This window comes from Bacteroides caccae (genome assembly GCF_002222615.2).
Classification (GTDB): Bacteria; Bacteroidota; Bacteroidia; order Bacteroidales; family Bacteroidaceae; genus Bacteroides; species Bacteroides caccae.
In genome coordinates this window covers 3,833,505-3,854,698 of sequence record NZ_CP022412.2, presented here as the reverse complement: position 1 = coordinate 3,854,698, position 21,194 = coordinate 3,833,505, and the positions used below count along the sequence as shown (strand labels likewise).

Here is a 21,194-nt window from a genome sequence, read left to right as displayed (position 1 = left end):
CCGTACCTGCTACAAACAATACTAAAACGGCTGCATACATAATCGAACGTTCATTTTTGAGCATAGTGTCCGAAAATGAACACTGTTCTTATTCTTTAATTGATTGAAAATAAATACCTTATTCTTTTGGCACATCGTTTGAATCTCCTTAGGTGAAAAATATAGTGCGTAATGAAAAAGAAAAGTATATTGTTTGCTCTTGCTGCTGTTTGCCTGCCTGTGGTATTATCGGCACAGCAGGAAAGGAAGATAACCTTGAATGAAGCTATTGCTATGGCACGCGTGCAATCCGTAGATGCCGCCGTTGCCCTGAATGAATTGAAAACTGCCTATTGGGAATATCGTACCTTCCGTGCCGATCTTTTGCCGGAAGTCAACCTGACCGGTACATTGCCTAATTACAACAAGTCTTATGGCTCCTATCAGAATGCAGACGGTTCATACAGCTTTGTCCGTAACAGTGCTTTGGGACTTTCCGGCGACCTTTCCATTGACCAGAACATCTGGCTTACCGGCGGTAAACTTTCATTGGTGTCTTCGCTCGACTATATGAAGCAGTTGGGCTCCGGAGGCGACCGTCACTTCATGTCTGTTCCCATTACGCTGAAACTCACGCAACCGATTCTTGGCGTAAACAACGTGAAATGGAACAGGCGCATTGAACCGGTACGTTATGCGGAAGCAAAAGCTGCTTTTATTACCGCTACCGAAGAAGTAACCATGCGGGCAATCACCTATTATTTTAATCTCCTGCTGGCCGAAGAAAACTTGGGGACAGCCAGGCAAAACCTCTCCAATGCCGACCACCTCTACAAAGTAGCACTTGCTAAACGTGAAATGGGGCAGATCTCCGAAAACGAACTCTTGCAACTGAAACTTTCCGCCTTGAATGCAAAAGCTTCTTTGACGGAGGCCGAAAGTGACCTCAATGCCAAGATGTTCCAGCTTCGCGCCTTTTTAGGAGTGGGAGAGGATGAGAATCTGCGTCCCGTCATTCCCGAAACTGTGGACGGAACGAAAATGGAATACAATCAAGTGTTGAGCAAAGCTTTAGAACGTAACTCATTTGCTCAGAACATTCGTCGCCGACAGTTGGAAGCTGATTATGAAGTGGCCACGGCACGCGGTAACCTGCGTAGCATCGATCTGTTTGCAAGTGTGGGGTATACCGGAGAGAATCGTGATTTCCCTGCTGTTTACAAGAATTTGCAGGATAACCAAATTGTGCAGGTCGGTGTTAAGATTCCTATTCTGGACTGGGGAAAACGCCGGGGTAAAGTTCGGGTTGCCAAGAGCAACCGTGAAGTGGTGCTTTCCAGAATCCGTCAGGAACAGATAAACTTCAATCAGAACATTTTCCTGTTAGTGGAGAATTTCAATAATCAGGCGCAGCAGTTAGCTATTGCAAAGGAAGCTGATCTCATAGCGCAGCAACGTTACAAGACCAGTATTGAAACCTTTCTGATTGGCAAGATTAATACGCTGGACCTGAACGACGCTCAAAGTTCCAAAGATGCGGCGCGTCAGAAGCACATTTCCGAGCTCTATTATTATTGGTATTATTTTTATCAGATTCGTAGCCTGACGCTTTGGGATTTCCGTACCAATACCGAACTGGAAGCCGATTTTGATGAAATAGTGCGACAATAAAAAAGGAAAGGTCCATAAAGACAGTATTTTTTTGTAGATTTGCATCATCACAGTAATAGAAAAGGAAGCTCTGATAGAATATAGAATAAGGAATACGAACTATGATTCTGATAATTGACGATGATAGCGCGGTACGTTCTTCGCTTAGTTTTATGTTGAAGCGTGCGGGATACGAAGCACAGGTAGTTCCCGGTCCCCGGGAAGCTATCGAAGTAGTGCGTACGGTAGCTCCGGATTTGATACTTATGGATATGAACTTCACTCTCTCAACGACAGGTGAAGAAGGTTTGACTCTGCTCAAACAAGTGAAAGTGTTCCGTCCCGACACTCCGGTGATACTGATGACAGCTTGGGGGAGTATCCAACTTGCCGTGCAGGGAATGCAGGCAGGAGCTTTTGACTTTATTCCCAAACCGTGGAACAACGCTGCCCTGCTGCAACGTATCGAGACGGCCTTGGAACTTTCCACTGCTCCTAAAGAAACAACGCAGGAACAGAACGACGCATTCAATCGTAATCATATCATCGGTCGTAGCCAAGGCTTGACGGACGTATTGAATACCATTGCCCGCATTGCAAAGACCAACGCCTCCGTATTAATAACAGGCGAAAGCGGTACAGGTAAGGAACTGATAGCCGAAGCGATCCATATTAACAGCCAGCGTGCTAAGCATCCTTTTGTAAAAGTAAACCTCGGAGGAATTTCCCAAAGCCTGTTTGAAAGTGAAATGTTCGGGCACAAGAAAGGAGCTTTTACCGACGCTTCCGCCGACCGTACCGGACGTTTCGAAATGGCAGACAAGGGAACGATCTTCCTTGATGAAATAGGCGACCTCGACCTTTCCTGTCAGGTGAAGCTTCTGCGTGTATTGCAGGATCAGACCTTCGAAGTGCTCGGCGACAGTCGTCCACGCAAAACGGACATCCGTGTAGTTTCCGCCACCAATGCCGATTTGCGCAAAATGGTGAATGAACGTACTTTCCGTGAAGACTTGTTCTATCGTATCAATCTGATAACCGTTAAACTACCCGCTTTGCGCGAACGCCGTGAGGACATCCCTTTGCTGGTGCGTCACTTCGCTGACCGTCAGGCAGAGACGAACGGATTGCCTCGCACGGAATTTTCCGCCGATGCCATGCAATTTTTGAGCCGCCTGCCTTATCCGGGAAATATCCGCGAATTGAAGAACTTGGTGGAACGTACGATACTTGTCAGTGGCAAGCCTACTCTCGACGCATCCGATTTCGACGCCCAGTATATCCGCCATAACGATCAGAAAGCAGCCGAAAGTACTTCTTTTATCGGCATGACTTTGGACGAAATAGAGCGTCAGACCATACTTCAGGCTTTAGAACGGCATAAAGGTAACCTGAGTCAGGTAGCTATGGCATTAGGTATCAGTCGTGCCGCCCTTTACCGGAGGCTTGAAAAGCATAATATAAATTATACGTTATAATAGCTTGTATATTGTGGCTCTGTCTGATGATGCAGACAGATAATTACCAGTGAATCATATAACTTAAAACTATTTGTCCGTGCGAATCAAAGGCTTCTTTTACATATTCGTCATCTTGTTGTTGATTTTGGGAATTGGCTTGCTTTGCCTTTCCGGCCAGTTACGTCCGGCTTTCTTTTATGTAGGAGAGGGGCTGATCCTGTTCATCTTGGTCTATCTGGTTTTCTTTTATCGTAAGATAGTGAAACCTTTGAACACGATTGGAAGCGGTATGGAATTGTTACGCGAGCAGGATTTCAGTAGTCGACTGAGCCGGGTGGGGCAGTACGAAGCCGACCGTATCGTGAATATCTTCAACCGCATGATGGAACAACTCAAGAACGAACGCCTCCGTCTGCGCGAACAGAATCATTTTCTCGATTTGATGATTAAGGCTTCTCCTATGGGAGTTATCATCACCTCCCTTGACGACGAACTTTCGGAACTTAACCCTATGGCGTTGAAAATGCTCGGTGTCCGCTTCGAAGATGTTCAGGGGAAAAAGATGAAAGACGTTGACTCCCCGTTAGCCGGGGAACTTGCCAGTCTGCCGAGAGGTGAGACAGTAACCGTCCGCCTGAATGACTCGAACATTTACCGATGCACCCATTCCTCCTTTATCGACCGTGGATTCCAACATCCTTTCTTTCTGATCGAAAGCCTTACGGATGAAGTGATGAAAGCTGAGAAGAAAGCCTATGAGAAAGTAATCCGTATGATAGCCCACGAAGTGAACAATACCACTGCGGGAATTACCTCTACGTTGGACACCGTAGAGCAAGCGCTTACTACGGAAGAAGGTATGGAAGACATCTGCGATGTGATGCGTGTCTGCATTGAACGCTGTTTCTCCATGAGCCGCTTCATCACTCGCTTTGCCGATGTAGTGAAGATTCCCGAACCGACGTATTCTCTTGTCAATCTCAACGACCTAGTCTTTGCTTGTAAACGTTTCATGGAAGGAATGTGCAACGACCGCCACATCACTCTCCGCATGGAGATAGACGAAAGTCTGCCGGACGTAAAACTGGACAGCTCCCTGTTTGAACAAGTGCTTGTCAATATCATTAAGAATGCGGCGGAGAGTATCGCACCGGAGGGGAAAAGCATTGTGCCTGAAGACGAAAGTCCGGAACCCAAAGGAGAAATCATTATCCGTACCCTGTCTCCTGCTACGATCGAGGTGATAGACAACGGCAGAGGGATCAGTAAAGAGACAGAAGCCAAACTGTTCAGCCCCTTCTTTTCAACGAAACCGAACGGTCAGGGGATCGGGCTTATCTTTATCCGTGAAGTTCTGATGCGTCACGGATGTACTTTCTCTCTGCGTACTTATTCCGACGGATTAACCAAATTTCGTATTCTTTTTCCTTAAATGTGATAAATGAGAACAGTTCTTCCGTCAAACAGAACTATTAATTGTCCCCAAATACCCTTACCTTTGCCCCGCTCAATTCAATAGAATTTAAGGTATGAGACTAATGGTAAAAGGTGTACTAACGCTCTTTCTTTTCTTGACTATCAGTATTCCGCTAAGCGCGCAGTATATACTGCAAGGCGTGGTGACTGATTCTCTGACAAAGGAACCTTTACCTTATGCATCTGTACGTCTGAAAGACACGACCGAAGGAACGACCACCGGAAGCGACGGACGTTTCTACTTCAAGACCAGCCGTTCCGAAGCAGTGCTGGTAGTTTCAGTGATAGGCTATAATGATTACAGCCGGCAGATTCGTCCTGCCCGGAATGCATCTTATAAAATCGCCCTTTCACCCACTTCGTATTCCCTCAATGAAGTCGTAGTAAAGCCCAAACGCGAACACTACCGTAAGAAAGACAATCCTGCCGTAGAATTTGTCCGTCACATGATAGAGCATCGTGACGACCATTCGCCTGACGAAAAAGATTTCTGGCAACGTGAACGCTACGAGAAAACTACCTTCGCACTGAACAACTTTGATGAAGAAAAACAGAAAAAATGGCTCTACCGCAAGTTCGATTTCCTCACGGAATATGTAGATACCTCCGCCGTGACCGGAAAACCGATCCTTACCGTATCCGCCCGTGAACTGCTCGCTACGGATTATTACCGTAAATCCCCTCATGCCGAGAAACAATGGGTGAAAGGCCGCAAACAGGCAGGTGTTGACGAGTTTCTTTCCAAACAAGGAATGCAGGCAGCTATCAACGAGGTGTTCAAAGACGTTGATATTTACGAGAATAACATCTCCTTGTTCACCAACAAATTTGTCAGTCCCCTGTCGCGCATCGGTACAGGATTCTATAAATACTACCTAATGGACACCTTGCAGATAGCAGGTGAACAATGCGTAGACCTTGCCTTCACTCCCTTTAACTCAGAATCTTTCGGCTTTAACGGACACCTGTATGTGACACTCGACTCCACCTATTTCGTGAAGCGTGCCGTATTCAATTTCCCGAAAAAGATAAACCTGAACTTTGTCGATTATATGTTGCTCGAACAGGAATTTAAACGTGCCGAAGACGGTACGCGCCTGCTCGACCACGAAAGTATTACCGTAGAATTCAAGCTGACCGAAGGACAGGACGGTATCTTTGCCCGTCGCGTAGCGGATTATACGAACTATACATTTACTCCCACTGCCGAAGCGGACAAAGCCTTCGCCAAGCCGGAGCGTATCATTGAAGAAACGGAAGCCCTGTCCCGTCCCGCAACCTTCTGGGCGGAGAACCGTCCGCAAGCCGCTATCTCCGAACAGGAGAACTCCGTGGACAAGCTGATGACGCAACTGCGCGGTTATCCGGTTTACTACTGGACGGAGAAGATTCTCTCTATCCTCTTTACCGGATACATTCCTACTTCCAAAGAAGCCCCTCTTTTCTATATTGGCCCGATGAATGCCACCATTAGCGGTAACACGCTCGAAGGTCCCCGTCTCCGTGCCGGAGGAATGACTACCGCATGGCTCAATCCGCACCTTCTCGGTAAAGGTTACATCGCCTACGGCTTCAAGGACGAACGGGTGAAAGGACTGGCGGAACTGGAATACTCTTTCAAGAAAAAGAAAGAGTACGCCAACGAATTTCCTATCCACTCATTAAAACTACGTTACGAGTCAGACGTCAATCAATATGGGCAGAACTATCTCTACACAAGTAAAGATAACGTATTCCTTGCCCTGAAACGCGAGAAAGACGATCGCATCGGTTATTTCCGGCAAGCCGAGTTGACCTATACCAACGAGTTCTACTCAGGTTTCTCCTTCCAACTGACGGCACGTCGTCGGACAGACGAGTCCTCCTACCTGATTCCCTTTCTTCAGAAAGAAGGTGATGTGCTGACTCCGGTCAAAGAATACTCCACCAGTGCAGCCGAATTGAAACTGCGCTATGCTCCGAATGAGAAGTTCTTCCAGACGCAGTGGAACCGTTTCCCCGTGTCGCTGGATGCTCCGGTGTTCACGCTCTCCCATACCATTGCCGGAAAGGGAGTGCTGGGAAGCGATTACACCTACAACCATACCGAAGCGGGAGTGCAGAAGCGTTTCTGGTTCTCCGCCTTCGGCTATACGGACGTCATACTGAAAGCAGGAAAAGTATGGGACAAAGTGCCTTTCCCGTTGCTGATAATGCCTAATGCCAACCTTTCCTATACCATTCAGCCCGAATCCTATTCATTGATGAATGCCATGGAGTTTATGAATGATGAATATTTCTCTTGGGACGTCACTTATTTCCTCAACGGCTGGCTGTTCAACCGTATCCCGTTGTTGAAAAAACTGAAATGGCGTGAAATCGTTTCATGCCGGGGATTGTATGGTCATTTGAGCGATAAGAATAATCCGGAATTGAGCGACGGATTGTTTGCTTTTCCGATAGCGGATACCCGTGCCATGGGGAAAACGCCTTACGTGGAAGTGGGCGTAGGTATCGAAAACATATTTAAGGTATTACGCTTGGATTACGTCTGGAGGCTTACCTACCGTGATTCACCCGGAATAGACAAGTCCGGTTTGAGAATAAGTCTCCACATGACCTTTTAAAAGTTAAATCCTGCTAATTGCAATGTTTATATGACAAATAAAGACTGTATTAGTAATTAATTAATCTTATTTTTGCATCAATTTTAGTTTAATTTTAATAGAATAGAAATGAAACAAGAAATTAAACCCGCTACCGGACGCCTCGGTGTGTTGGTAGTTGGAGTCGGTGGTGCGGTTGCCACCACAATGATTGTAGGTACACTAGCCTCTCGCAAGGGACTGGCAAAACCGATAGGATCTATTACCCAGTTAGCCACAATGCGCATGGAAAACAACGAAGAAAAACTCATCAAGGACGTTGTGCCCTTGACGGATTTGAACGACATTGTTTTCGGAGGTTGGGACATTTTCCCGGATAATGCATACGAAGCTGCTATGTACGCTGAGGTTCTGAAAGAAAAGGACCTGAACGGAGTGAAAGACGAATTGGAAGCTATCAAGCCTATGCCGGCTGCTTTCGACCACAACTGGGCAAAACGTCTGAACGGTACGCACATCAAGAAAGCTGCTACCCGTTGGGAAATGGTAGAGCAACTGCGTCAGGACATCCGCGACTTCAAGGCTGCCAACAACTGTGAACGCATTGTGGTACTTTGGGCTGCAAGTACTGAAATCTACATTCCGTTGTCAGACGAACACATGTCACTCGCTGCTTTGGAAAAAGCGATGAAGGACAACAACACAGAAGTGATCTCTCCGAGTATGTGCTATGCATACGCTGCTATCGCAGAAGGCGCTCCGTTCGTAATGGGTGCTCCTAACCTGTGTGTAGACACTCCGGCTATGTGGGAATTCTCCAAGCAGAAGAATGTACCTATCGCAGGAAAAGACTTCAAGAGCGGTCAGACACTGATGAAAACCGTATTGGCTCCGATGTTCAAGACCCGTATGCTGGGTGTGAACGGCTGGTTCTCTACCAACATTCTCGGTAACCGCGACGGCGAAGTGCTTGATGATCCGGACAACTTCAAGACAAAAGAAGTCAGCAAACTGTCTGTAATCGACACGATCTTTGAACCCGAAAAATATCCTGATCTCTACGGAGACGTTTATCATAAAGTACGTATCAACTACTATCCTCCCCGCAAGGACAACAAAGAGGCATGGGACAACATCGACATCTTCGGTTGGATGGGCTATCCTATGGAAATCAAGGTAAACTTCCTTTGCCGTGACTCTATCCTCGCTGCTCCTATCGCGCTCGACCTGGTATTGTTCAGTGACTTGGCTATGCGTGCAGGTATGTGCGGCATCCAGACTTGGTTGTCATTCTTCTGCAAGAGCCCGATGCACGACTTCGAACACCAACCCGAACATGACTTGTTTACTCAATGGAGAATGGTAAAACAGACATTGCGTAACATGATTGGCGAAAAAGAACCCGATTACTTAGCTTAATCAGGAACCAAGAATAATAAAGTTGAGATTGAGGTTTGCCTTACTGAAAAGACGGGTGGATGCTCAACCTCAACTTTTTAATTAGTAACTTGTAATTTAATGAAGAAAGCTCCTTTTCTACCTGTATTGATAGGCACGGGCTTTGGCTCCGGTTTTTCTCCTTTTGCTCCCGGTACCGCCGGGGCGTTGCTGGCTTCTATCATCTGGATTGCACTTTATCTTCTGCTCCCTTTTTCTGTTGTCTTATGGATTACTGCCGCGTTGGTGATTGTGTTTACTTTCGCCGGGATCTGGGCTGCCGATAAGCTGGAGGCTTGTTGGGGGGAAGATCCTTCGCGTGTAGTGGTAGATGAAATGGTCGGAGTGTGGATACCATTGCTTGCCGTTCCCGACAATGACAAATGGATATGGTATGTAGTGGCGGCTTTCGTCCTGTTCCGTGCATTCGACATTGCCAAGCCATTGGGCATCCGCAAAATGGAGAGTCTCAGAGGTGGGGTAGGTGTGATGATGGATGATATACTGGCAGGGGTATATAGTTTTATCTTGTTAGCAGGAGTAAGATGTGTGATTGGCTGAGAAAAGTTGCACGGATGATTTCCCAGAAGGGTGGCTTCTTCATGTTTTTGAGGGCGCAGCTTTCGGCTCAAATGGCAACTATTGCAGACTTTCTGGTTACAATTCTTCTGGTGAGGCTGTTTGAAGTCTACTATGTATATGCTACCCTCGCAGGGGCTGTATACGGAGGAATTGTCAATTGCGTAATTAATTATAAATGGACCTTTAAATCGACAGGAAAGAAAACGAACGTTGCTGTAAAGTTTATCCTTGTGTGGGTATGCAGCATCTGGCTGAACACGTGGGGAACGTATGCGCTGACGGAATCATTGGCAAAGATTCCTTGGGTACGCGATACGCTCAGTCAGTATTTCGGCGACTTTTTCATTATCCCCAAAATGGCGGTAGCGGTTATCGTCGCATTATTCTGGAATTATAATATGCACCGCTTTTTTGTATACCGGAATATAAACATAGGAAGTTTGTTCAGAAAAAGAGATTGAAATAAAAACAGAAGATTTAGATAAAAACAGATTTAGACACAATATGAATTACAGAGATTATTTGCAACAGTTGATTTATAAGATTATCAATCCTTTGATACACGGAATGATTAAAATCGGAATCACTCCCAATTTTATCACTACAACCGGATTTATCCTGAACGTGGTGGCAGCAGGAATGTTTGTCTATGCCGGTATCTGTGGCGGCCGGAACGACCTTGCTATCGTCGGTTGGGCGGGAGGTGTTATTCTGTTTGCCGGATTGTTCGATATGATGGACGGTCGTGTGGCGCGGTTGGGAAACATGAGTTCCAAATTCGGTGCACTCTATGATTCGGTGCTCGACCGTTACAGCGAACTGATGACATTTTTCGGTATCTGCTACTACCTGTCGATGAAAGATTATTTCTTTTATGCCCTGATTGCGTTTGTGGCATTGATCGGTTCGTTAATGGTGAGCTATGTTCGTGCACGTGCCGAAGGATTAGGTATCGAGTGTAAAGTAGGATTCATGCAGCGTCCGGAACGTGTGGTACTCACCAGTCTGGGAGCGTTGTTCTGCGGTGTATTCAAAGATATCACGGCTTTCGACCCGATGTTGATACTGATTGTACCTTTGGCTTTCGTTGCCGTATTTGCCAATATCACAGCTTTCGCGCGTGTGAGACATTGCTATAAGGTAATGATGAAATAATTGTCCGAAAAGCTAAATAGTATTGGTATATTAACACCTTATTAGAATGAAAATAGTTATTGAACTGCCGTCAAAGAATGAAGCCCTGATTACTGTAATCACTATGGCTCTTTTTCTTTTGCTGACAGGTGTCTTCATCGGACTTCGTTCCGAACATTTCTTAATGGTGGCACTCTATCTGGTCTTATTCTTTGCCGGGCTACCCACCCGTAAACTTGCATTAGCCCTGTTGCCTTTTGCCATTTTCGGAATCTCCTACGACTGGATGCGTATCTGTCCCAATTACGAAGTGAACCCGATTGATGTAGCCGGATTATACAATCTGGAGAAATCTCTTTTCGGGGTCATGGACAACGGTATCCTGATTACCCCGTGCGAATATTTCGCTGCCCATAACTGGCCGGTTGCAGATGTCTTTGCCGGCATCTTTTATCTGTGTTGGGTCCCCGTGCCTATCCTGTTCGGTCTTTGCCTGTACTTCAAGAAGCAGAGAAAAACATATCTCCGCTTTGCGCTGGTATTTCTGCTGGTCAACTTAATCGGCTTTGCCGGTTATTACATTCATCCTGCTGCTCCCCCCTGGTATGCCATTAATTACGGTTTCGAACCGATACTGAACACTCCGGGCAACGTAGCCGGTCTGGGACGTTTCGACGCTTTCTTCGGTGTGACGATTTTCGACTCTATCTACGGGCGCAATGCCAATGTTTTTGCCGCAGTGCCTTCGCTTCATGCCGCCTATATGGTGGTGGCTCTGGTATATGCTATCATCGGCAAATGCAGGTGGTATGTGATTACTCTCTTTGCCGTTATCATGCTGGGCATTTGGGGAACGGCTGTTTATTCCTGTCACCACTACATCATTGATGTGTTGCTCGGTATATCCTGCGCATTACTCGGTTGGCTGGTGTTTGAATACGGGCTGATGAAAATTCCGGCATTTAATAGATTCTTTGACAGGTATTATAAGTATATAAAGTAAAATATACAGGTATATAAGAAGCAGTGAAGAACAAGTACCGCAATATATTCCTCGCTTTTGGCATCATTGCCGTCCTGATAATGATATTCACATTCGATATGGATTATCGGGAACTTTGGGTGAATCTGAAGCGTGCAGGAATATATTTGCCCTTGGTCTTGTTGCTTTGGCTGTTTGTCTACCTTATTAATACGCTGTCATGGTATATCATCATCCGTAGCGGAGGCAAACCGGGCTTTTCCTTTTCCCGGCTTTATAAATTTACCGTAACAGGCTTTGCGCTCAATTATGTGACACCCGTCGGGCTCATGGGAGGCGAGCCTTATCGGATTATGGAGCTGAAACCCTTTATCGGAATCGAAAGGGCTACCTCTTCGGTGATTCTCTACGTGATGATGCACATCTTCTCCCACTTTTGTTTCTGGCTGACTTCCGTCCTGTTGTATGTCTGTCTCTATCCCGTAGGGTGGGTCATGAGCGTTATTCTGGGAGCTATCACTTTATTCTGCCTGCTGGTTACCGTCCTTTTTATAAAAGGCTACCGGCACGGTATGGCAGTTGCCTTTATCCGCATGGGTAGTCGTCTCCCTTTTCTAAAGAAGAAAGTACTTCATTTTGCCGAAACCCATAAAGAGAAACTGGAAAACATAGATAAGCAAATCGCCCTCCTTCACCGGCAGAAGAAACGTACTTTTTATTCGGCCCTCTTTCTAGAATACACGGCTCGTGTTGTCAGTTGCCTTGAGATCTGGCTGATACTTAATGTGCTGACAACAAACGTCAGCTTTGCCGACTGCTGCCTGATTGCTGCCTTTTCCTCCTTGTTGGCCAATCTTTTGTTCTTCTTGCCGATGCAGCTCGGTGGACGTGAAGGAGGCTTTGCACTTGCCGTAGGTGGCCTCTCCCTTTCCGGAGCCTACGGGGTTTATGCTGCACTGATTACCCGTGTCCGCGAAATGGTCTGGATCGTGATCGGGCTTGCTCTGATGAAGGTTGGAAACAGGAAAGGAAATTAGCCGGCATGGCATACTGCGTCAATTTTAAGCCGGAAAAGAAAATTCTCGTTTGGCTTTGAAAAATGATGCTTCTTCAAATTTGGTGGTAATTTAACTAGTCGGTGGTATCTCCATTCCCCTCCTTCGGGGAAGGAGGGGTGGCTGAAAGCCGGGGTGGTAGGTGGATACACAATGTTGATAATAACCGACTTACGCATTCACCTACCACCTCCCCCTACGGGTACTCCTCCTTCCCGAAGGAGGAGAATGGAGAATACTATCGACTATCAAATTATTGTTGAATACTATCGACTATCAACTTTCAAATTATTATTTTCCTAATTAATTTTACCACCAAATTAGAAGAAGAACCTGAAAAATAAGGAAGTATTGTTTGGATAGCTCGTGTGAATAGTTAACTTTGCAGTTATTAACATCTTAAAAATAAGAACATGAGAAAACTAACTACCTTTTTGTTGCTTCTGGCAATGTTGATTCCAACGGCCGGAGCGCAGTCAACCGACATCTTTAAAAAGAAGAAAAAGAAAAACAGTAAGACGGAAGCTGTCGACAAAGCGAAAGCCGACTCCATAGCGAAAGCCAAGAAATCTCCTTTCCAACCTTATGCAAGCGTAATCACCGGTAAAGCCAAGACTATGAACGGTTTCTTCAAGGTGCACTGTATAGAAGGAAAATACTTCTTCGAAATCCCCGATTCCCTGTTTGGACGGGATATTCTGATTGTCAACCGTATTGTAAAGGCCCCGGTGGACAAACAAAAACGTAAAGCCGGCTATCCGGGCGACCATATCAGCGATGAAGTGATACGTTTCGAACTGGGACGGGACAACAAACTGTTTATCCGTCAGATCTCTTATCTGGAACATTCCACCGATACACTGGGAATGTATCAGGCAGTGCTGAACTCCAACGTGCAACCTATCGTTGCCACCTTCCCGCTGAAGACGATGCGCAAGGACAGCCTGACGAAAAACTATGTGATCGAAATGACCGACTTTATCCGCAGGGATAATGATATGTTCTCTTTCTCCAACTATGCGAAAGATAATATCGGGGCGACTTCAATGATCTCCGACGCCAGCTATATCGACACCTTGAAAGCCTTCCCGCAGAATATCGAAATCCGCACCGTGCGCACCTTCCAACGGAAACCGCCTATGGGCAGCGCTCTTGAGAAAATGATTGCTCAATACTACAACTCCACCGGTCCGATGACTTACGAACTGAACAGCTCTATGCTGCTCCTGCCCAAAGAGCCGATGAAACCGCGACTCTATGACCCCCGCGTAGGCTATTTTGCTGTCGGCTATAAAGACTTTGACGGTAACCCGCACGGTATGAAATACAAAGCGAACATCACCCGTTGGCGTCTCGAACCGAAAGACGAGGACAAAGAAAGATATCTGAGAGGAGAACTTGTAGAACCCAAGAAACCGATCGTTATTTACATCGACCCTGCTACTCCTAAGAAGTGGGTTCCCTACCTGATTCAAGGTGTCAACGACTGGCAGAAAGCCTTCGAGAAAGCCGGATTCAAGAATGCCATTATCGGTAAGGAAGCCCCCACGGACGATCCTACCTGGAGTTTGGAAGACGCCCGCCACTCGGCTATCGTCTATAAGCCTTCCGACATTCCGAACGCAAGCGGTCCTCACGTACACGATCCCCGCAGCGGTGAAATTCTGGAAACACATATCAACTGGTATCACAATGTAATGTTGTTGCTCTACAACTGGTATATCGTACAGGCCGGAGCCATAGACCCGGGGGCACGCAAACCTCAGTTTGACGATGAACTCATGGGCGAATTGATACGCTTCGTGTCTTCTCATGAAGTAGGCCACACACTCGGCTTGCGTCATAACTTCGGTTCTTCCGCTACCGTTCCGGTAGAGAAACTGAGAGACAAAGCATGGGTGGAAGCCAACGGCCACACCCCGTCTATCATGGACTACGCACGTTTCAACTACATCGCCCAGCCGGAAGACAGCATCTCACGTGCCGGAATCTTCCCGCGCATCGGTATCTATGACGATTGGTCTATCGAGTGGGGGTATCGCTGGATGCCCGAATTCAAGACGGCGGAAGATGAAATTCCTCACATGAACAAGTGGATTATCAGTAAGCTGAAAGAAGACAAGCGTTACACCTTCGGTACGGAAAGCGACCGCGACGATCCCCGCAACCAGAACGAAGACTTGGGAGACGATGCTATGCTGGCTGGTACATATGGTATCAAGAACCTGAAACGTATCATGCCCGAAATTATAAAGTGGACGTACGAGCCGAACGAAGGTTACGAGAAAGCAAGAACTTTATATAGTAATGTCGCCGGACAATTCTCTCTGTATATGGGACACGTGGCGACCAATGTTGCCGGTATTTACAGCACCCCGATTTCGGTAGAGCAGACCGATGTGAAAGCAGTGGAATTTGTGCCGAAAGAGATACAGAAGAAAGCAATGGCCTTCCTGAACAAAGAACTGTTCACCATGCCTACCTGGCTAATGGATAGCCAACTGTTGGAGAAAGCCCAGGTCAACACCTCCAGTTTTATCTTCAGTGTGCAGAGTGGCATACTGAAAGGCTTGCTTAGCAGCCGCACATTGGATAAAATGACAACTAACGAGTTGATGAACGGTACGAAAGCCTACACTTCCGCTGAGATGTTCCAGGATTTGAGAAAGAGTATCTGGAATGATCTGAGAGGAGGGAAAAGACCCGACCTCAATCAACGTGCCTTGCAGAAAGTCTATGTCAACTCATTGACTGCAATGCTCGAGAAACCGAAGACGAACGCCAATCAGTATATGCCCGATTCTCTGTCGGAAGCATCCGCCATTGCCCGTGGGCAACTGACAGATCTCCGGAGAGACCTTGCCAATGCAGCAAGCGCTTCCGGTGGTATATACAGAAGCCATTACCTGAACCTGAAAGCATTGATTGATACTGCATTCGAAGCAAAATAAAAGGTTGCTTCTTCAAATTTGGTGGTAAACTTAATTAGGAAAATAATAATTTGAAAGTTGATAGTCGATAGTATTCAACAATAATTTGATAGTCGATAGTATTCTCCATTCTCCTCCTTCGGGAAGGAGGAGTACCCGTAGGGGGAGGTGGTAGGTGAATGCGTAAGTCTATTATTATCAGCATTGTGTATCCACCTACCACCCCGGCTTTCAGCCACCCCTCCTTCCCCGAAGGAGGGGAATGGAGATACCACCGACTGGTTAAATTACCACCAAATTTGAAGAAGAATCAATAAAAGAAAGAATTTCTTTTTGAATAAACAGGAAACTCCAACTAATCCGACTTTATCAATCGGTTAGTTGGAGTTTCCTGTTTCATCTTTTTAGAGAAAGGAGAGCGCTTTTCTCAGTTTACACCTTCCCCCAATCCTTTTCAGCATTAAAGCAGGGACAAGCCTTGATCCATTCTTCCGGTTCTATCTCACCGTTTCCGTTCAGGTCGGGACTGAGGTCGCGATGTCCGCAGATGCGGCAGCCCGGGTAATCCTTCAATAAAGTGAGAATCAGCACACGCATCGAATGTTTCTGCCATTCGGTACGGGTATCTTTGGGATGTCCCTTGCAGTCGAGCCCGCCTTCGTAGCAGATACCGATACTTTCTTTGTTGAAGCCACGGGTGTGTGCGCCGATGCGTTCGAGAGGTCGGGTCGATTTGATATCCCCATTTTTGCGGATATAAAAATGGTATCCCGTCCCGTTGAATCCCCGCCTGCGGTGGCAGATATCCAAGTCATATTCCGTAAACTCCCTGTCCTCACGTGTAGCGGAACAGTGGATTACTATCAACTTTATAGGTCGCATACGTTCTCTTTCACAGCGCCCGTTGCGTACAATCTTTATTGCTGCATTGCAGGGCTGCCGCCTGTGCAAGTTGTCCCCGCAGTGAAAAGATCTCCGTATGCATTTCCTTCACCCTCGAACTAAGGTCAAAATAATCCTTCAACACCTTCTCCAATTGCTGCATCAGAAAAGTATATTGGTCTTTCACCAGTTCGCTGAACTCTTTTACCTCCTGCGCCATGACTTTGCGCTTCTTGCGGCTGCTGCCCAGAAAGGGCAGCACCGTCATAATGATTTCTATAATCTTATCTAACATGAATGTGATTTATTAATGAAGAATACCTTTAAACAGACGGGTCGGGAGTGACACCACCGCCGCCCGGTTTATCATTTCCGCCGTTTCCGTCATCGGAGCCGTCGGTTTCACCTTCGCCCTTCCCCGCAAGGACGAAATCTACATTATTCTCACTTCGGGTGGCAGTGTGGCTGGTATTCACCAGGTGCAGCGCCTTGTCCGCCACGAAACGGACATTCACCCGGCGGATACTGCGCACCGTGCAATCTTTCTCCTTCTCCGTGCCCTCGCTGCTCAACGTGATGTGGAACGTGCCCAATCCGTCGATCTTCACTTTATCGCCCTGCGTGAGCGACAGACGCAACTGCTCTACAAAAGCCTCGATAGCGTGCTTCACATCTCCCGCTGTGAGCGAAGAATTCGCCTCGATCGCATTCGCCAGCTTATTGACGTCCATAACTCTCACAGTACCCGATTTCTGGCGTACATAATACAACACCTGCGAATCTTCCTGATTCACATACTTTCTGCGCTGATAGCGCTCCACTAATACGTTCATAATTGAAAAAAGTTAAGGTTTAAGTAATAATATTTTCTGTCATTATTGACATTACAAATATACAAAATCTGAAAGGAGAAGTCAAGTATTTTGCCATTTATTTTATACTGATTTTTGAAATAAAACAAGGCACGGATGATTGAAAATTATTGTTGTATAAAATTGAATCTGTCTCACACTGGAATCACTTTTACTTTGCATGTTTCAGCAGAAACTCCAATGGCGGTACATAGTCCGTAATTTTTGTCATTTCCGGATTATGCCCGAAATAAGCGTTCCCGGTTTCCCCGTTGCGTTGTTTGGCTACGATTATAATGCCGAGCCCTTCGGTGGGATAACCGCTTTCGCGGTCGGTCGGTATGCGTGCGAGGGCAGGGCGGTAGAGTAGTAACACGACGTCCGCATCCTGCTCGATCGCTCCGCTCTCGCGGAGTTGTGACAGTTCGGGGCGACCGGCGGGACGGCCCTCCGACACACGGTTCAACTGGCTGAGCAACACCACAGGCACATTCAGTTCTTTGGCAAGCAGCTTGGCCTTGCGGGTGGCTTGCGCCACTTCCTGCTCTCGGTTACGGTTGTTTTGTCCCGTCGTCATGTCGCATAGTTGCAGGTAATCGATGATAATCATGTTGCACTCATTCCGGCTTTGCAGCAGCCGGGCGCTGCAACGGATGTGTTCCATGTTGACCGATGTACTGTCATCTACGTGTATCGGGAGACGTGCGAGGTCGGCGGCTGTGGCGTGTGCTTCTGCCAGTTCCTGCGTGCTGACTGTTCCCGACCGCCACCGGCGGGCGCTGATCTCACTGGCTGCCGTCAGCCAGCGGTCGGCCAGCCTTTCCCCTTGCATCTCAAGACTGTAGACGGCTACGGCATATCCTGCCATTGCCGCGTTCCGTGCCAGATGCAATGCCATGCCGGTTTTCCCTACACCGGGACGGGCGGCAAGTACTATTAGATCACTGTTCTGGAGTCCGGACGTCATGCGGTCCAGATCCGTCAGTCCGGTGGGAATGCCGGTCACTCCGTTCGTACTCTTGGCGATACGTCCCTCGGCTTCGGTCATGGCGGCGCTCATCAGTGCGTCCATGTCGCGCAGGTGGGTGTTGTGGTTGAACTCACCCTCCAGGCGGTCGAGCAGGTTGTGTGCATCTATCAGCGAGTCGTCGATATCCATGGTTTCGTCCAGCGAACAGGCGAGAAGTTTGTTGAAGCCCAGGATCATTTCGCGCCGCAGGTATTTTTCGTGCACAATCCGGATGTGGTATTCGATGTGTGCGGAACTTGCCACTTTACTGCTCAGTTGGGTGATACCATACGGACCGCCCGCTTCTTCGAGCTTTCCGCGGTGTGAAAGTTCCTCTTTCACGGTGAGGATGTCGATTTTGGTACCCGCCTGATACATCGCCAGCATGGCGGCGTAGATTATCTGGTGGCGTAGCACGTAAAACATTTCGGGGCGTAGCTTGTCGGCTACCAGCGGCATGGCTTCCTGTTCTATCAGGCAGGCGCCGAGGATCGCTTCCTCTATTTCGGGTGCTTGGGGCGAAACTCTGTTTTCGGTATTCATCATTAATAGGTGTATTCGTTCAGGAAAGCTTTGTTCGATAAATAACTGCCGGCATGGAGGAGAAAATTGACGTTCGTCTGGTGGAAATAATATACTTCGATGTTGTCGATTGCCAGTTGTTGTTCCTTGTCACTCAGCTTCTTCCACTCGCGTTGCGCCTTGGCGATGTTCTCCTTGGGAAGCTGCGTGATGCTGTGGTATTCGTTCCAGAACAGTTGGAACTTCTCGTTGACAGCTTTCTTTTTCTGTTTCCCGGCATCGGGCAGTCCCACCCATTTGTCATATTCGACGACGCGTATGTGCAGGGATGTATTGTTGGGGTGGGGGATGATTTCGATGATTCCCCGGGTGGCAAGTCCGTGCATGAAGCGGAAAGTCTTCCCGGTGGACCAGTGGAGAACGCGGCTCCAGTCGCGGTAACTGAACAGGCTTTCACCTCTTTTGCACGGGCAGTTCTTGTTGCAGCGGTCGTTGTATAGCGTTTCCGAATAGTTGACTTTCATCAGGATTTTCAGGAGTGCCTCTATCTCTCCCTCTTGCAGGTGCGGATTTTCTATCTGTTGTTGCAATAAGGTTTTCGGGATAATGAGAAAACCATGCTTTGTCATGGCTTGGAAATTAAATTTGTTCATTTTGGCTTATTTAAAATTTTCGGTAAAGGTAATCCCTTTGCGTATGGCTTGCAAGAGGCGTTGTGGTGTGTGGATGACTGTGGACGGTTGCGGACTTCGAATGTACTTCCGCTAACTGTTTTTTCTCTCTGCGGATGTTCTCCGGAGGGGATGATGAAACAGATACTCCGTTTCTGTCCGGCAGAGCCTTTGATACAGACAAACAGAGCCTTCGTTCGGTTGAATCGGAGGCTCTGTTTTAGTTGAAAAATACGGTCGTTTTTACGAACACTTTGTGGAACACTTTTTTCCTACTGCAAATAGCTGTATTTTTGAGAGTTATCTTTCTGTGGGAAAAAATGCCGAACGCAAAGTGGAATACATAATAAACGATAAAAGATAAATGATATATTTAAAAATATATAGTTCGATTTTTCTTTTATTTCTTATCCGTGTTTTTGTTTTCTGCTACGCGCTGTACTTTGACCGACAGTATAATGTGGGGCGGTCCCCAATGGCGGTAGATGATTAGCTGCATTTCGGGGCTGATCTCGATCGTCGTGTCGGTGTAGTGCGCGTCGGCAAGTTGTTCACTCAAAGCATTACTTGCTTTGATACAATTACGCATTTTTTTGCTGGCGGACGATGTACTTGCCATTTGAGGGAAGTATGCCACTGCCAAATCGGAAAAATGCTTGAAACCGTTAATGCTGTAGCTTTCGTCAGCTACTTCATTACTTTTCATAAATTTACAATTTAATTGTTTCTTAATTATGGCTTTTGTCTTAAAAACCGCACAAATATATGAAAATATATTTGATAAATAACATGAAAGTTTTAGTTTTTATTTTTGTAATTTTATGTATGTAAATTTTTATATATTGAATTTTTTGTTTTACTAAAGTAAAGTGTGGGAATAGTAAATATTATTAATTAAATTATTTGTTGATGAAGAAGGAAAGTTTTACTTCGTTTATGAAACAAGTGGCTGCCGATTTGCAGCAGAGTGGAAATTTAGGGACTGCTCATGTGTATAGAAGTAGTTTGAATGCGATTCTTGTTTTTCAGGAATCGGAAAGCGTGGAGTTTCGGGAAATAACTCCGGAGTGGCTGAAACATTTTGAGGGTAGCCTTCGTGCCCGCGGGTGTAGTTGGAACACGGTGTCTACGTACCTTCGCACGATGCGTGCCGTTTACAATCGGGCCGTCGATCTTCATCGTGCGCCGTACGTGCCGCATCTGTTCCGTTCCGTATATACAGGTACGCGGGCGGACCGCCGGCGGGCGTTGGATATGGAAGACATGAAGAAGGTGTTTGCCCGCCTGTTGCAGTCGGCCGCCATACCTCCCGGCATGAGGGGTGCGCAGGAATTGTTTATTCTCATGTTCCTGCTTCGGGGATTGCCTTTTGTCGATCTGGCTTACCTGCGTAAGAGCGATCTTCGGGGGGATGTCATTACTTACCGTCGCCGCAAAACGGGTCGTCCGTTGTCGGTGACGTTGACACCGGAAGCCATGTTCCTCTTGCAGAAGTATATGAACCGTGATAAGCGTTCGCCTTATTTGTTCCCTATTCTCCGCAGCGCCGAAGGTTCGCCGGAAGCTTATCGGGAATATCAGTTGGCATTGCGCCATTTCAATTATCAGTTGGAACTATTGGGAAGGTTTTTGGGATTGAAGGATAGATTGAGCTCCTATACCGCGCGCCATACCTGGGCTACAACGGCTTATTATTGCGAAATTCACCCGGGCATTATCTCCGAAGCTATGGGACATTCGTCCATTACAGTGACCGAGACGTATCTCAAACCTTTCCGGAGTAAGAAAATTGATGAAGCAAATAAACAGGTTCTCGATTTTGTAAAACGCTCTGTGATAGGTGTAAGCGCTTGATTGTAAGTCTGTTACTTCGTAGGTAACGGGTTTGAATATCGGTGCAAATATGAGCATATTTCTTAAAACAACCAAACGAAATCAAACATTTTTTCCAATAAACTACTCAAAAGCGGAACTAGGACAGATAAAACA

18 protein-coding genes are annotated in these 21,194 nt (G+C 46.8%); 12 read left to right on the top strand and 6 right to left on the bottom strand.

What is annotated here, in order from left to right; translation table 11 throughout:
• Window positions 1–171 precede the first annotated feature (171 nt).
• The 11 genes from CGC64_RS15895 (at window position 172) to CGC64_RS15840 (ending at window position 15,291) form a co-directional block, all read left to right on the top strand.
• A complete protein-coding gene (locus CGC64_RS15895) occupies window positions 172–1,650 on the top strand; it encodes a TolC family protein (protein WP_005678607.1) in 1,479 nt (492 codons plus the stop codon).
• Between the two features lie 101 nt (window positions 1,651–1,751).
• A complete protein-coding gene (locus CGC64_RS15890; protein WP_005678609.1) occupies window positions 1,752–3,107 on the top strand; it encodes a sigma-54-dependent transcriptional regulator in 1,356 nt (451 codons plus the stop codon).
• Window positions 3,108–3,186: 79 nt separating this feature from the next.
• Entirely contained in the window at window positions 3,187–4,521 is a 1,335-nt protein-coding gene (locus CGC64_RS15885) for a sensor histidine kinase (protein ID WP_005681521.1), read from the top strand.
• 97 nt (window positions 4,522–4,618) lie between these two features.
• Window positions 4,619–7,171 carry a DUF5686 and carboxypeptidase-like regulatory domain-containing protein gene (locus tag CGC64_RS15880; protein ID WP_005678611.1) on the top strand — a complete coding sequence of 851 codons (2,553 nt, stop codon included), beginning with the start codon at window positions 4,619–4,621 and terminating at the stop codon, window positions 7,169–7,171.
• A 108-nt stretch (window positions 7,172–7,279) separates the two neighbouring features.
• Window positions 7,280–8,569, top strand: a complete 1,290-nt coding sequence (locus CGC64_RS15875; RefSeq protein WP_005678613.1) for an inositol-3-phosphate synthase — start codon at window positions 7,280–7,282, stop codon at window positions 8,567–8,569.
• A 99-nt stretch (window positions 8,570–8,668) separates the two neighbouring features.
• Window positions 8,669–9,148: a phosphatidylglycerophosphatase A family protein gene (locus CGC64_RS15870; protein WP_005678615.1), complete on the top strand. Its 480-nt coding sequence runs from the start codon at window positions 8,669–8,671 to the stop codon at window positions 9,146–9,148.
• Between the two features lie 14 nt (window positions 9,149–9,162).
• On the top strand, window positions 9,163–9,630 hold the full coding sequence (locus CGC64_RS15865) for a GtrA family protein (RefSeq protein ID WP_005681519.1): 468 nt from the start codon (window positions 9,163–9,165) through the stop codon (window positions 9,628–9,630).
• A gap of 43 nt (window positions 9,631–9,673) precedes the next feature.
• On the top strand, window positions 9,674–10,324 hold the full coding sequence (locus tag CGC64_RS15860) for a CDP-alcohol phosphatidyltransferase family protein (RefSeq protein WP_005678617.1): 651 nt from the start codon (window positions 9,674–9,676) through the stop codon (window positions 10,322–10,324).
• Between the two features lie 46 nt (window positions 10,325–10,370).
• A complete protein-coding gene (locus CGC64_RS15855; RefSeq protein WP_005678618.1) occupies window positions 10,371–11,306 on the top strand; it encodes a phosphatase PAP2 family protein in 936 nt (311 codons plus the stop codon).
• Window positions 11,307–11,329: 23 nt separating this feature from the next.
• The gene (locus CGC64_RS15850) at window positions 11,330–12,322 is read left to right on the top strand and encodes a lysylphosphatidylglycerol synthase transmembrane domain-containing protein (RefSeq protein WP_005681518.1); all 993 of its coding nucleotides are present in this window, start codon (window positions 11,330–11,332) and stop codon (window positions 12,320–12,322) included.
• A 431-nt stretch (window positions 12,323–12,753) separates the two neighbouring features.
• Entirely contained in the window at window positions 12,754–15,291 is a 2,538-nt protein-coding gene (locus CGC64_RS15840; protein WP_005678621.1) for a zinc-dependent metalloprotease, read from the top strand.
• A gap of 411 nt (window positions 15,292–15,702) precedes the next feature.
• Here CGC64_RS15840 and CGC64_RS15830 read toward each other — a convergent pair whose 3' ends face one another.
• From CGC64_RS15830 to CGC64_RS15805, 6 genes are all read right to left on the bottom strand, one after another.
• Window positions 15,703–16,152, bottom strand: a complete 450-nt coding sequence (locus tag CGC64_RS15830; RefSeq protein WP_005677928.1) for an N-acetylmuramoyl-L-alanine amidase — start codon at window positions 16,150–16,152, stop codon at window positions 15,703–15,705.
• Between the two features lie 10 nt (window positions 16,153–16,162).
• Window positions 16,163–16,447 carry a hypothetical protein gene (locus CGC64_RS15825; RefSeq protein WP_005677929.1) on the bottom strand — a complete coding sequence of 95 codons (285 nt, stop codon included), beginning with the start codon at window positions 16,445–16,447 and terminating at the stop codon, window positions 16,163–16,165.
• Between the two features lie 28 nt (window positions 16,448–16,475).
• Window positions 16,476–16,985, bottom strand: coding sequence for an HU family DNA-binding protein (locus CGC64_RS15820; RefSeq protein WP_005677930.1), 510 nt, complete (start codon window positions 16,983–16,985; stop codon window positions 16,476–16,478).
• A gap of 190 nt (window positions 16,986–17,175) precedes the next feature.
• Window positions 17,176–18,555: a replicative DNA helicase gene (gene dnaB / locus CGC64_RS15815; RefSeq protein ID WP_032855249.1), complete on the bottom strand. Its 1,380-nt coding sequence runs from the start codon at window positions 18,553–18,555 to the stop codon at window positions 17,176–17,178.
• A gap of 2 nt (window positions 18,556–18,557) precedes the next feature.
• Window positions 18,558–19,187: a hypothetical protein gene (locus CGC64_RS15810; protein WP_005677934.1), complete on the bottom strand. Its 630-nt coding sequence runs from the start codon at window positions 19,185–19,187 to the stop codon at window positions 18,558–18,560.
• 418 nt (window positions 19,188–19,605) lie between these two features.
• A complete protein-coding gene (locus CGC64_RS15805) occupies window positions 19,606–19,911 on the bottom strand; it encodes a DUF4248 domain-containing protein (RefSeq protein WP_005677938.1) in 306 nt (101 codons plus the stop codon).
• Between the two features lie 203 nt (window positions 19,912–20,114).
• Here CGC64_RS15805 and CGC64_RS15800 point away from each other — a divergent pair, with 203 nt between their 5' ends.
• On the top strand, window positions 20,115–21,059 hold the full coding sequence (locus CGC64_RS15800) for a tyrosine-type recombinase/integrase (RefSeq protein WP_005677939.1): 945 nt from the start codon (window positions 20,115–20,117) through the stop codon (window positions 21,057–21,059).
• Window positions 21,060–21,194: the final 135 nt, after the last annotated feature.